The following is a 13,485-nucleotide window of genomic DNA, read 5'->3' as shown; positions in this document are numbered from 1 at the left end:
TGTGCCTCCGGTCAGGGGACCGGCTGGCGGGACACGGTGTGCCCCGTCAGCCGCATGGCGGTGGCCAGCGCGTCGGCCAGCGTCGCCTTGGTCACGATGTCCTGCAGGTCGATGCCCAGATGCACGATGGTCTGCGCAATCTGCGGCCGGATCCCGCTGATGATGCTCTCCGCGCCCATCAGCCGGATCGCGGTCACCGTCTTCAGCAGGTGCTGGGCCACCAGCGTGTCGACCGTCGGCACGCCGGTGATGTCGATGATGGCCAGCGTGGAGCCGGTTTCGACGATGCGCTGCAGCAGGGTTTCCAGCACCAGCTGGGCACGGCTGCTGTCCAGCGTGCCGATCAGCGGTATCGCCAGCACCCCTTCCCACAGCTTGATCACCGGCGTCGACAGCTCGAGCAGTTCCTGCTGCTGGCGCTGGATCATGTCCTCGCGGCTGCGCTGGTAGGTGGACATGGTCCACTGCGCCATCCGATCGACGATGGCGGACGCTGCCCAGATCACTTCGATCTGCGCTTCCAGGTTGCTGCGGTCGCGCTGCAGCGCCTCGAAGATCGGCCGTTTGAGCGACAGCACGAAGCCGCTGGTCACGTCCGCGGTCTCGCCTTGCGCGGCACGCGAGGCCGACAGGTCGGCGAGCGCCTTGCGCAGGTCGGCGAACGGCGCCTGCTCGAAGCCGCCCGCATCGCCATTGGCGTGCAAGGCTGCCTGGAGGCTTCGCAGGATGGAGCGCTGCTCGCTGGCAAGATTGCCGGTGAAGCCGCGGCCGCCGGACAACGACTGGTATTCGGTAGCCCAGCTATCGGCCAGGTTCTCGGCTTCGGCGTGCAACAGGTCGGCAAGGCGCTGGTTTTCTGGACGCATGGGCATGGCGAAAGTTGTAAGCGATGCACAGGAGACAAAGGACTCGGTGTCAGTGCATTCTAGGAGGGATTGATAGCTCACTCCACGTTACATCGCGCCCTGCAAAACAAAGACGGGCGCAGCCGTGTGCACTGCCGTGCACGGCTGCGCCCGTCCGGGCCTGTCCTATGCCCGATGGCTGATGGCTACTTCAGATCGGCAAACCGCTTGCCGCGCGCCGCCAGGTCCGCCAGCAACGGCGCGGGCCGGAACTCCTCGCCGAGCATTTCCTCGTACTGCCGCAGCGTGCGCACCACCTTGTCCAGCCCGATGGTGTCGGCATAGAACATCGGGCCGCCCCGGTATACCGGCCAGCCATAGCCGTTGTTCCAGATCACATCGATATCGGACGCCCGCAGCGCCTTGCCCTCCTGCAGGATCTTCGCGCCCTCGTTGATCATCGGGAAAACGCAGCGCTCCAGGATTTCCTGGTCGGATACCGCGCGGCGGGTGCGGCCCTGGCGCGTGGCAAAGTCGCGGATCACCCGCTCCACCACCGGCGACGGCCGCGCGTTGCGCTGCGCGTCGTAGTCATAGTAGCCCGCGCCGGTCTTCTGGCCGCGCCGGTCCATCTCGCAAAGGATCTCGCGCAGCGTCGATCCGGTCGAACGCTCGCGCAGCCAGCCCAGGTCCAGTCCCGCCAGGTCGCTCATCGCGAACGGGCCCATCGGGAAGCCGAAGTCATACAGCACGCGGTCGATGTCCCACGGCAGCGCACCCTCCAGCGCCAGCCGTTGCGCCTCGCGCTGCCGCTGCGCCAGCATCCGGTTGCCGACGAAGCCGGGGCAGACGCCCACCAGCGCCGCGACCTTGCAGATCTTGCGGGCCAGTTCCATCGACGTGCGCACCACGGGCTTCGCGGTCTTCTCGCCGCGCACCACTTCCAGCAGCTTCATCACATTGGCCGGCGAGAAGAAATGCAGCCCGATCACGGCTTCGGGACGCGACGTGGCCGCGGCGATCTCGTCGACATCCAGCGCCGAGGTATTGGTGGCCAGGATGGCGCCCGGCTTCACGATCCGGTCGAGCCGGCCGAACAGCTCCTTCTTGACTTCCATGTTCTCGAACACGGCTTCGATCACCAGGTCGGCTTCGGCCAGTTGCTGCAGGTCCAGCGTGGGCGTCAGCAGCGCCATGCGTGCCTCGACCTCGGCGGCGCCCAGGCGCCCCTTCTTCATGGTGTTGTCGTAGTTCGCGCGGATGGTGCGCAGCCCGCGGTCGAGCGCCTGCTGCGTGGTCTCGACGATGGTGACCGGCATGCCTGCGTTGAGGAAGTTCATGGCGATGCCGCCGCCCATGGTGCCTGCGCCGACGATGCCGACCCTGGCCACGGGGGTAGCCGGCACATCGGCGCCGATGTCGGGCACGTTCCAGACCTGGCGCGAGGCAAAGAAGACGTAGCGCTGCGCGGCGGACTGCGTGCCCCCCATCAACGCCTGGAACAGCTCGCGCTCGCGCCGCAGCCCTTCGTCAAAGGGCAGTTCGACCGCCGCCTCGATGCAGCGGATATTGGCCTCGGGCGCCTCGAAGCCGCGGAAGCGGCGCGCGTTGGCCTTGCGGAAGGCGGCGAACAGTTCGCCCTGACCGCGCGCGGGGGCGATCCTGTCGTCAAGGTCGCGCACCTTGCGCAGCGGCCGCTGCTCCTCGACGATCCGGCGCGCGAAGGCGATCGCATCGGCGCGCAGCGTGGCATCGTCGGCAAGCGTGTCGAGCAGGCCCATCTCGGCGGCCTCGGGCGCGGGCACATGGGTGCCGTAGGCGACCATTTCCAGCGCCCTTTCCGCGCCGACCAGCCGGGGCAGCCGCTGCGTGCCGCCTGCGCCTGGCAACAGCCCGAGATGGACTTCGGGCAGGCCGCATTTCGCGCTGCGCGCGGCAATGCGGTAATGGCATACCAGCGCCACCTCCAGCCCGCCGCCGAGCGCGGTGCCGTGGATGGCGGCGACCACGGGCTTGGGGCTGTTCTCGATGGCAGCCTGCACCTCGGGCAGCCCGGGCGGCACGAACGGCTTGCCGAACTCGGTGATATCGGCGCCGGCAATGAAGGTCTTGCCGGCACAGGCCAGCACGATGCCCTGCACAGCCGGATCGGCGATGCAGCGCTCGATTCCCTGCAGGACGCCGGCGCGCACCGCGGCGGACAGCGCGTTGACGGGCGGCGAATCGACGGTCAGCACGGCGATATTGCCGTCCACGGCCAGGCTGGTGACTGCGTTGATGGCGGTCATGCAAGCTCCTTGAACTTTCGGGGAAAGGGGAATCGGCTGGCCAGGCATGCCTCAGTCACGCAGCCCGGCCACGTCGTCGGTGTGGTCCGGCCGGTTCCGGCGCGAGCGCGGATCGGCAATGCGAAATGCCAGTACGAAGGCGGCCAGCTTGACCGCGATGGCCACGACGAAGACCAGCGGGAAGTGCACCGACTGGGCTAGCAGCCCGCCGATCACCGGACCGACGGCCATCATGCTGAACGTGGCCGTGTCGGAAACCGCGAGCAGCATCGGCCGGTCCTTGCGCGCCCCGAACTCCATCACCAGGTTGTCCGCCGAGATAAAGAGGCCGCCGAAGCCCGCGCCCAGCCCGCAGAACGCCAGCAGGAAGCCCGGCAGCGTGGCGCACTCCAGCAGCCACGCCGTGGCGGCGACCCACGTGGCGATACTGGCCAGGAACACCACCCGGTAGCCATGCCTGTCTGCGACGCGGCCCCAGGCGAGATTGCTGCCCGTCTGCGCCAGCAGGTAGGCCAGGCTCAGGTACCCGAGCGTGGCGCCATCCAGCCCCAGCAGCCGGCCGGCGTAGATCGCATAGAACGGCATCGCCATCATGCCCAGTGCCACCAGTGCCCGCGCCAGGAAAAAGCGCACGAAATCCCGGTCGGCTGCCAGCAGCGCCGGCAACTCACGCACGCGCCGGCCGAAGCCCGCGCGCACGCGCACGTCGTGCAGCGCCGGCTCGCGCATGCCCGCCAGCGCCGAGATCCCCAGGCTGGTCAGCACGAAGGCGGCCAGGAAGGTGGCGGCATAGCCGTTGCCGAACACATCGTTGCCGACCAGGTAGCGCCCGCCCATCCACGCCACCGCCGCCGCGGTGAGGCCGCCGAAGAAATTGCGCAGCGCAGTCAGCCGCCCGCGCCGTGCCAGCGGGATGATCTTGGAGGTCAGGTAGTTGAAGCTGACGTTCTGCACGCCGTTGAGCAGCCCGAACAGCAGCAGGAAAGCCGCCGCGGCCACCAGCGCGCCGCGCCCGCTCAGCAGCAGCGCCGACAGCCCCAGCCCCAGGATCTGGCCGCGCACCAGCCAGCCCACCAGATAGATCAGCGGCATCACGCGCTGGCGATGCTCGATCAGCGTCGCGCCCCAGATCGACGAGGCTGCCATGCCGGCATACTGGGCCGCGAGCACGAGGCCGACGGTGAGTTTCGAACCCGACAGCAGGTACAGGTAAGCGGGCACGAAGGTGGGCGCGGTCACCAGCCGGAAACCGGTCATGCCAAGCATCCCATGAATCAGGAACGCCTTCGCGTTGCGCGGCAGGTGGCGGTCGACATGGTCGCGGAAATGCTGTTCGGCGCGCTGCTGCTCCGCCTCCGCGGCTTCGCCCAGCAGCGCGCCGCTTATGCCGGCCTGCGTTGTCACGTTGTCTCCCGCTGTGGGTCCGGCCCAATGGTCGATGCCGGATGTTTTTTCGTATTTTTGGTATGGCTGCGATAAATGCTAGCACATGCGTTCGTTGTTCGAGCATGGCGACATTGAGCAGTTTCGAAACTAGGGAATCGAGGCGGCGAGCTGGCATCGAAAGCGGGGAGGCGAGCCCTTCCAAGGCGGTCGCAATGCGGCACGAGTCCCGCGATTTTGGCCATACATGCCATGAAAATTCCGCATGCTCGTGCACGTTTGCTGCACGGCATTAGCGCGGCGATGCCTTTGCCGTGGCTGCTTCCAGTCCCATCGTGGCTCTTCCCTCCATTTCCTGATGACAGCGCTCTGCCGTCCATTTTAGGTTTTGGAGTATTGACGATGCCAGAAGCCGCTTGTATAAAAGTTCCTGCCGCTGCGTAGCTGTCGACCGTTTTTCGAAAACCAAGACTGCTGTTGCAGTGCCCCTGATTCTGCCGGCCGCCAGGCAACAGCGCAGGACACGGGCCCACAGGCGCACAACTAGGAGACGAGCTTGGACGCACTGGAAACGTTCCGGCAGCAGGCACACGCCTGGCTGGAGGCCAATTGCCCCCCTGAGATGCGCCTGCCGATGCAGGACGAGGACGACATCTGCTGGGGCGGCCACAAGTTCCGCTACCAGTCCGAGGCGCAGCGGCTGTGGCTGCAGCGGATGGCTGAACAGGGCTGGACCGTGCCGGAATGGCCGCGCGAGTATGGCGGCGCCGGATTGAGCGCGGCCGAGGCACGGGTGCTGCGCGCCGAGATGCAGCGGCTGCACTGCCGCGTGCCGCTGCAGAGCTTCGGCATCTCCATGCTCGGGCCCGCGCTGCTGAAATACGGCACCGAGGCGCAGAAGCGCGAACACCTGCCCAGGATTGCGCGCGGCGAAATCCGCTGGTGCCAGGGCTATTCCGAACCCAACGCCGGCTCCGACCTGGCCGCGCTGCAGACGCGCGCCGAAGAGCACGGCGACCATTTTGTGGTCAACGGCCAGAAGATCTGGACCTCGTATGCCGACAAGGCCGACTGGATCTTCTGCCTGGTGCGCACCGATTTCGCGGCGCAGAAGCACACCGGCATCAGCTTCCTGCTGTTCGACATGGCGTCGCCGGGCGTCTCGACCCGCCCGATCGTGCTGATCTCCGGCAAGTCGCCCTTCTGCGAGACCTTCTTCGACGACGTCAAGGTGCCGCGCCACCAGCTGGTCGGCGAGCTTAACGGTGGCTGGGCCATCGCCAAGTACCTGCTGACGCATGAGCGCGAGATGATCAGCGCGATCGGCAGCCGCGGCTTCCGCCAGCCGCTGGGGCGCCATGCCGCCAAGGCAATTGGCGTGGACGAGCGCCACCGGCTCGACGACCCGGTGCTGCGCGCGCAGATCGCCCGCTTCGAGGTCGACGAGGCCGCCTTCGCCGCGGCCGGCGAGCGCGCCCGCGACCTGGCGCGGCAAGGCGAAGGCATGGCCGCGTTCTCGTCCGTGCTGAAGTACTACGGCGCGGAACTGAACAAGCGGCGCTACGAGCTGCTGATGTCGGTCGGCGGCACCGATGCACTCGAATGGGAAGGCCCGCGCAGCCAGGAAGGCGCGCTGGCGCGGGCATGGCTGCGCACCAAGGCGAATTCGATCGAGGGCGGCACCACCGAGGTCCAGCTCAATATCGTCGCCAAGCGCCTGCTCGGCCTGCCCGGCGCCTGAGCCGCCGCGCCATCCTCCACGACCCAACATCTGCCAGACGCCGCCATGCCCATCGTATTGACCGACACGCAGGAGATGCTGCGCGACAGCGCCATGACGTTCCTGCAAGAGAACGCCCCGATCTCCGCGCTGCGCAGGCTGCGCGACACCCGCGACCCCGTCGGCTTCTCGCGCGAGCTGTGGCAGCGCTGCGCCGCGCTGGGCTTTGCCGGGGTAATGATCGACGAGGCCTACGGCGGCAGCGGTCTCGGCGCGGTCGAGGCCGGCGTGATCGCGGAAGCGATCGGCACCACGCTCGCGCCGCTGCCCTTCCTGTCCACCGCCGTGCTTGGCGCATCGCTGGTCGGCCTGTACGGCAACGACAGCCAGCGCAGCGCGCTGCTGCCGGCGCTCGCCGCGGGCCGGCACCTGATGGCTTTGGCGCTGGATGAAACTGCCCGGCACCGGCCCGAGCGCATCGCCACGCAGGCGCGGCGCGACGCGGACGGCTATGTGCTTGATGGCAGCAAGGTCTTCGTGGTCGATGGCCATGTGGCCGATACGCTGGTGGTCGCCGCGCGCACGGGCGCCGCCGGGGCGAGCGACGGCGTCTCGCTGTTCCTGGTCCCGCGCGACCACGCCGGCGTACAGGTGGAACGGTCCGTGCTGGCCGATGCCACCAATGCCGCGCGCATCGTCTTCGACGCCGCGCGGGTGCCGGCCGACGCCCTGCTGGGCGACGAGGGTACCGGGGCGCAAATGCTGGAGCGCGTGCTGGACATCGCCCGCGCGGTGCTGTCGTCGGAACTGCTCGGCATCGCCGATTCCTCGTTCGCGCGCACGCTGGCGTACCTGAAGGAACGCAGGCAGTTCGGCAAGGCCATCGGCGAATTCCAGGCGCTGCAGCACCGCGCCGTGCATCTCTTTGCCGAGATCGAACTGGCGCGCGCCGCGGTGCTGCGTTGCCAGCAGCGGCTCGACGAAGGCAACGCCGACGGTCCTGAGCCGCTGGTCTGCGTGGCCAAGGCCAAGGCCGGCGATACCGCCACGCTGGCGGTGCAGGAAGGCGTGCAGATGCACGGCGGCATCGGCATGACCGACGAATTCGATATCGGCTTCTTCATGAAGCGCGCCCGCACCGCGCAGGAATGGCTGGGCGACGCGAACTGGCAGCTCGACCGCTGGGCCACGCTGCGCGGCTACTGAGCGGCTACTGAGCGGCTGAGAAGCTGAGAGATTCGGCCCCATCCGCAGGGGCCTGCAGGACATCACGCAACATTGAGGCGGCAACGGACGCCCCGGTTGCGGCGCCACGCGCCCGCACCGGCCCGACCGCCAGCAAGGAGGCAGCATGTCGGCAAGTCCCCGGGCACCAGCATTCCCCGCATTCACGCTAGCGACCGCAATGGCTGGCGGCACGCCACCATGCCGGCCCATGCACGGAGGCCGGCCATGAGCGCCTATCTCCTGCGCCGCCTGCTGGCGCTGCTGCCGACGCTGGTCTTCGCCAGCATCATCGTGTTCGCCATCGTGCGGCTGGTGCCGGGCGACGTGGTCGACCTGATGCTGAGCCAGAACGACATCAGCGCCGATACGCGCACCCGCGAAGACCTGGTCCATGCGCTCGGCCTCGACCGCCCGATGTGGGAGCAGTACCTGCACTGGGTCGGCAATATCGTGCTGCATGGCGACCTGGGGCAGTCGCTCTGGCAAGGCGAGCCGGTGCTGAGGATGGTGATGGCGCGCATTCCCGCGACCTTCTCGCTGGGTGTGCTGGCACTGGCCGTGGCGCTGACGGTGGCGCTGCCGATCGGCGTGCTGTCGGCGATCCGCCAGGACACCGCGGCGGACTATGTGGCGCGTTCCTTCTCGATCCTGATGCTGGCAGTGCCCAGCTTCTGGCTGGGCACCATGGTGATGGTGTTCCCGTCGGTGTGGTGGGGCTGGTCGCCCGAAGTGCGCTACGTCCCCTTCCTGGAGGACCCCGTGCAGCATGTCAGGCAGATGCTGGTGCCGGCCATCGTGCTCGGCATGGCGCTGTCGGCGATCACTATGCGCATGACGCGCACCATGATGCTGGAGGTGCTGCGCCAGGACTATATCCGCACCGCGTGGGCCAAGGGCCTGAACGAGCCGCTGGTGATCCTGCGGCATGCGCTGCGCAATGCGCTGATCCCGGTGGTGACGCTGGTCGGCCTGCAGGCGCCGCTGCTGATCGGCGGCGCGGTGGTGATCGAGCAGATCTTCGTGGTGCCGGGCATGGGCTTGCTGCTGCTCGATGCCGTGCACCAGCGCGACTATCCGCTGATCACCGGCATCTTCCTCGTGGTCGGCGTCGCGGTGATGCTGATCAACCTGCTCGTCGACCTGAGCTATGGCCTGTTCGACCCCAAAGTGAGGCACCGCTGATGGCACCCCCGACCGTCGATCCGCACGCCGCTTCCGCCACCCTGCCTGGCGCCCTGCCCCGCTCCGGCCGGCAACGCCAGCCTCGCTTCGCGCTGCTGCGGCGGCTGTTCCGCGACAAGCCCCTGGGCGCCGCCGGCGCGGTGATCTGCGCGGTGTTCCTGTTCTGCGGCGTGTTCGCCGACCTGCTGGCGCCATATGGCATGAACGAGATCAACATGATGGCGCGGCTGCAGCCGCCCTCGTGGGCGCATCCGTTCGGCACCGACAATCTCGGCCGCGACATGTTCTCGCGCTGCCTGTACGGCGCCCGGCTGTCGGTAGTGATAGGGCTCTCGGCGGCAACGCTGGCCACGGCGATCTCGCTCGCGCTGGGCATCCTGACCGGCTACCTGGGCGGCAAGTTCGACCTGGTGGTGCAGCGCATGGTCGATGCCTGGATGAGCTTTCCCGACCTGGTGATCCTGATCGTGGTGGTGTCGGTGCTGGGCCCGGGCAGCTGGCAGATCGTCTGCACGCTGGGCCTGCTGCTCGGCATCGGCGGCTCGCGCATCGTGCGCAGCGCGGTGGTGTCGGTGCGCGAGAACATGTACGTGCATGCGGCGCAGTCGATGGGGGCGTCGACGGGCCGCATCCTGTGGCGCCACATCCTGCCCAACGTGCTGCCGCCGGTGATCGTGCTGTTCACCACGCGCGTGGGCACCGCGATCCTGGCGGAGTCGGGCCTGTCCTTCCTCGGCCTCGGCGTGCCGCCGCCGGCCCCGACCTGGGGCGGCATGCTGTCAGGCGACGGCCGCACCTTTATGTTCCAGGGCCCGTGGCTGGCGCTGGCGCCGGGCGCCTGCCTGACGATCGTCGTCTATGCGATCAACGTGTATGGCGATGCGCTGCGCGACCTGCTCGACCCGCGCATGCGGGGCAGCCGCTGAGAACAGCAGATTGACGAGCGGCCGGCATGACGAGCCGGCACATCATGATCCCCAAAGGAGCAGACGATGGTGCGCAGCGTGAAGACGGACGACAGGATGACGAGGGGGGCTTCCCTGGTGGCGATGGCGACGGCAATGGCCGCGGCCTTCGCCTGCGGCACGGCGGCCGCGCAGGCGGAAGCGCCGAAATATGGCGGCACCATTGAAGTCGGCTCGGTCTACCCCACCATCTCGGCATTGTCGTGGGACCTGGGCGACTGGAACTGGAAGCAGAACTACGACACCGGCCAGGTCTACGAGCAGCTCTTCGCCGCCGACCTGTCCAAGGCCCGCCGCAACGGCGGCAAGTACGCCTTCCAGGCCGACGCCTGGCTGCCCGAGGATGCCATCCGCGGCGAACTCGCCGAAAGCTGGAAATGGACCGACCCGCTTACGCTCGAGGTCAAGCTGCGCAAGAACGTACGCTTCCCGGCCAAGCCTGGCGTGATGGAAGAGCGCGAGCTGACGGCAGAAGACGTGGTGTTCAGCTACAGCCGCCAGAACGCCAGCGCCAAGAAGATTCCCACCTACTTCGACCACCTGAGCAAGGTCGAGGCCGTCGACAAGCATACGGTCGTGTTCCGCTTCAAGGAATTCAATGCGGAATGGGACTACCGCTTCGGCTGGGGCTACTACTCCGGCATCATGCCCAAGGAGGTTGCCACCGCGGGCGCCGCGAACTGGAAGAACGTCACCGGCTCCGGCCCGTTCACGCTGACCCAGTTCGTGCAGGGCAATTCCAGCACGTATGCGAAAAACGCGCAGTACTGGGACACCGAAAAGATCGGCGGCAAGGACTACAAGCTGCCCTTTGCCGACAAGGTGGTGCTGCGCACCGTCAAGGACGAGGCCACCCGCAACACCATGCTGCGCACCGGCAAGCTCGACGTGCTGGAAATGGTGCGCTGGACCGCCGTCGATGAACTGAAGAAGAGCGCGCCGCAACTCAAGTGGTCCCGCTGGCTGTCCTACACCGGGCAGTACCTGGCCCTGCGCGTCGACACCAGGCCGTTCAACGATATCCGCGTGCGCCGCGCGCTGAACATGGCGGTGAACAAGCAGGAGATCGTCAAGCAGTACTACGGCGGCAATGCCGAGTTGTTCGCCTATCCGCAGCACCCGGACTACACCGGCTATTTCGAGCCGCTGAGCGCGATGCCGGAATCGGTCAAGGAGCTGTTCACTTACAACCCGGAGAAGGCGAAGAAGCTGCTGGCCGAGGCCGGCTACCCGAAGGGCTTCAAGTTCAAGGTGCAGGTCTGCGCCTGCAGCCAGGACCATATGGAAATGCTGCCGCTGATCGCAGCGTACCTGGAGCAGGTAGGCGTGCGCATCGAGATCCAGCCGATGGAGTATGGCGCCTTCCTGTCGGCGATGACCACCAAGACCAATGCGCCGGGCTACATGATGAGCAACGGCCATACCAACCCGACCACGACGATCCGCAAGAGCTTCGTCGCCGGACAGGTGTGGAACGCCTCGCAGTGGAACGACCCCAGGTTCGATGCCCGCGTCAACCAGGCCTTCCAGATGCGCGACCTGGGCAAGCGCCAGGAAGCGCTGCGTGCCATGACGCGCGACATCCTGGCCGAAGCGCCGTATATCTGGCTGCCGACGCCCTACCTGTTCACCGCGTGGTGGCCGTGGGTCAAGAACTACGACGGCGAGCTGCGCGCCGGCGCGGTGCGCAATGGGCCCATTTATGCGCGCGCCTGGATCGACCAGGAGATGAAGAAGAAGCTCGGCTTCTGATCTTCCCACCGACAACCGGGACGCAACCATGGCAGAGCCAATCCTGCAGGTGAAGAACCTGACCACGCGCTTCCGCACCGACCGCGGCGTGGTCACCGCGGTGGACCGGGTCTCGTTCGACGTGGCCGCCGGCGAGACGCTGGCGATCGTCGGCGAGTCGGGTTCGGGCAAGAGCGTGACCGCGCTGTCGATCCTCGGCCTGATCCCGCAGCCGCCCGGCGTCATCGAGTCCGGAGAGATCCGTTTCGAGGGACAGGATCTGCTCAGGCTCAAGCCGGCGGCCATGCGCGCCATTCGCGGCAACCGCATCGCGATGGTGTTCCAGGAGCCGATGTCGTCGATGAACCCGGCGCTGACGGTGGGCAAGCAGATCGCCGAGCCGATCCGCGTGCACCAGGGCCGCGCCTGGGGCGATGCCTACGAAGAGGCCGCGGAATTGCTGGCGCAGGTGCATATCCCGGAGCCGCGCAGCCGCGTCCACGCCTATCCGCACCAGTTCTCGGGCGGCATGCGGCAGCGCGCGATGATCGCGATGGCGCTGGCCTGCAAGCCGAAGCTGATCATCGCCGACGAGCCGACCACCGCGCTCGACGTCACCGTGCAGGCGCAGATCCTGGATCTGCTCAAGGGGCTGGCGCAGCAGGCCGGCACGGCGCTGATCCTGATCACGCACGACCTTGGCGTGGTGGCGCGCTATGCCGACCGTGTCGCGGTGATGTACGGCGGGCGGCTGGTGGAGACGGCGACCGCGGATGAGCTATACCGCCATCCGGCGCATCCGTACACGCGCGGCCTGATGGCATGCGTGCCGCGCCTGGATGGCGACACCAGCCAGCCGCTGGTGCCGATCGACGGCCAGCCGCCCGACCTGACCGCGCTGGGCCCGGGCTGCGCCTTCCTGCCGCGCTGCCGGCTGGCGCAGGAACAGTGCCGCCAGGCGCCACCCGAGCTGCGCGCGGTTCCTGGGCGGACTTCCGACCAACACCTCAAGGCTTGCTTCCTCCATGACGCCCATTGACACGCCCCTGGCGCGCAGCGTCGCGCCGCCTGAGCGCACGGATCGCACGCATGGCAGCGCAGGCGCCGAGGCGCCGGCCAGTCGTCAGCCGCCCCAGGCCGGCGACCCGATCCTCCAGGTCGAAGACCTGAAGGTCCATTTCCCCGTGACGCGCGGTGTGCTGCTCAAGCGGCAGGTCGGCTCGGTCAAGGCGGTCGATGGCGTCTCGTTCACGCTGCGCCGCGGCGAGACGCTGGGGCTGGTGGGTGAAAGCGGCTGCGGCAAGTCCACCACCGGGCTGGCCATCATGAAGATGCTGCCCGCCAGCGCGGGCCGGATCGCCTTCGATGGCGAAGACCTGGCCGGCTTCAGCGGCGCGCGCGAAAAGCGCTTCCGCCGCAGCGTGCAGATGGTCTACCAGGACCCGTTCGCGTCGCTGAACCCGCGCATGAAGGTGCGCGACATCATCGCCGAGCCGCTGCACGTCCACGGCCTGGCCGGCGATCGTGCCGCGCTGCAGGCGCGCGTGGCCGAGCTGCTCGACATGGTCGGCCTGCTGCCCTACATGGCCGACCGCTATCCGCACGAATTCTCGGGCGGCCAGCGGCAGCGCATCGGCATCGCCCGCGCACTGGCGCTGAAACCGAGCCTGATCGTCTGCGACGAGCCGGTGTCGGCGCTGGACGTGTCGATCCAGGCGCAGGTGGTCAATGTGTTCATGGCGCTGCAGCGCAGCCTGGGCCTGTCCTACCTGTTCATCGCCCACGACCTGGCGGTGGTGCGCCATATCAGCGACCGCATCGCGGTGATGTACCTCGGCCGCATCGTCGAGATCGCCAGCCGGCACCAGCTCTACGCGGAGCCGCGCCACCCGTACACGCGCGCGCTGCTGTCGGCGGTGCCGGTGGCCGACGTGCGCGCTGAACGCCAGCGCCAGCGCATCGTGCTGCAGGGCGAAGTCCCCAGCCCGATGCATCCGCCTTCGGGCTGCCGCTTCCATACGCGCTGCCCTTCGGCCATGCCCCAGTGCCGCAGCGCCGACCCGGTGCTGCGCGACCAGGGCGACGGCCAGATGGTGGCCTGCCACCTGTACGACTGACATCTCGCGGCAAACCCCCCGGGCGCT

General features: G+C 67.9%; 10 protein-coding genes. 7 read left to right on the top strand and 3 right to left on the bottom strand.

Annotated features, from left to right (window positions below; genetic code table 11):
• Nucleotides 1–11 precede the first annotated feature (11 nt).
• The 3 genes from ACAD63_RS27215 to ACAD63_RS27205 all read right to left on the bottom strand — a co-directional run bounded on the left by ACAD63_RS27215 (nt 12) and on the right by ACAD63_RS27205 (nt 4,537).
• On the bottom strand, nt 12–866 hold the full coding sequence (locus ACAD63_RS27215) for an STAS domain-containing protein (protein WP_434034660.1): 855 nt from the start codon (nt 864–866) through the stop codon (nt 12–14).
• Nucleotides 867–1,051: 185 nt separating this feature from the next.
• Complete coding sequence (locus ACAD63_RS27210) at nt 1,052–3,133, bottom strand: 3-hydroxyacyl-CoA dehydrogenase NAD-binding domain-containing protein (RefSeq protein WP_434034648.1); 2,082 nt, start codon at nt 3,131–3,133, stop codon at nt 1,052–1,054.
• A 51-nt stretch (nt 3,134–3,184) separates the two neighbouring features.
• The gene (locus ACAD63_RS27205) at nt 3,185–4,537 is read right to left on the bottom strand and encodes an MFS transporter (protein WP_135702676.1); all 1,353 of its coding nucleotides are present in this window, start codon (nt 4,535–4,537) and stop codon (nt 3,185–3,187) included.
• A gap of 535 nt (nt 4,538–5,072) precedes the next feature.
• Here ACAD63_RS27205 and ACAD63_RS27200 point away from each other — a divergent pair.
• The 7 genes from ACAD63_RS27200 (at nt 5,073) to ACAD63_RS27170 (ending at nt 13,458) form a co-directional block, all read left to right on the top strand.
• Nucleotides 5,073–6,257 carry an acyl-CoA dehydrogenase family protein gene (locus ACAD63_RS27200; protein WP_434034647.1) on the top strand — a complete coding sequence of 395 codons (1,185 nt, stop codon included), beginning with the start codon at nt 5,073–5,075 and terminating at the stop codon, nt 6,255–6,257.
• Between the two features lie 45 nt (nt 6,258–6,302).
• A complete protein-coding gene (locus tag ACAD63_RS27195) occupies nt 6,303–7,442 on the top strand; it encodes an acyl-CoA dehydrogenase family protein (RefSeq protein ID WP_434034646.1) in 1,140 nt (379 codons plus the stop codon).
• Nucleotides 7,443–7,688: 246 nt separating this feature from the next.
• Nucleotides 7,689–8,645, top strand: a complete 957-nt coding sequence (locus tag ACAD63_RS27190) for an ABC transporter permease (protein WP_434034645.1) — start codon at nt 7,689–7,691, stop codon at nt 8,643–8,645.
• Nucleotides 8,645–9,571 carry an ABC transporter permease gene (locus tag ACAD63_RS27185; RefSeq protein WP_135702684.1) on the top strand — a complete coding sequence of 309 codons (927 nt, stop codon included), beginning with the start codon at nt 8,645–8,647 and terminating at the stop codon, nt 9,569–9,571. The genes ACAD63_RS27190 and ACAD63_RS27185 overlap by 1 nt, the downstream gene beginning before the upstream one ends.
• 135 nt (nt 9,572–9,706) lie before the next feature.
• Entirely contained in the window at nt 9,707–11,362 is a 1,656-nt protein-coding gene (locus tag ACAD63_RS27180) for an ABC transporter substrate-binding protein (RefSeq protein WP_135703939.1), read from the top strand.
• A gap of 28 nt (nt 11,363–11,390) precedes the next feature.
• The gene (locus ACAD63_RS27175) at nt 11,391–12,380 is read left to right on the top strand and encodes an ABC transporter ATP-binding protein (RefSeq protein WP_434034644.1); all 990 of its coding nucleotides are present in this window, start codon (nt 11,391–11,393) and stop codon (nt 12,378–12,380) included.
• Nucleotides 12,367–13,458: an ABC transporter ATP-binding protein gene (locus ACAD63_RS27170; protein WP_195429876.1), complete on the top strand. Its 1,092-nt coding sequence runs from the start codon at nt 12,367–12,369 to the stop codon at nt 13,456–13,458. Before ACAD63_RS27175 ends, ACAD63_RS27170 begins: the two co-directional genes overlap by 14 nt.
• Nucleotides 13,459–13,485: the final 27 nt, after the last annotated feature.

This window comes from Cupriavidus sp. a3 (assembly GCF_051015765.1).
Classification (GTDB): Bacteria; Pseudomonadota; Gammaproteobacteria; order Burkholderiales; family Burkholderiaceae; genus Cupriavidus; species Cupriavidus oxalaticus_A.
This window is presented reverse-complemented; position numbering and strand designations above follow the sequence as displayed.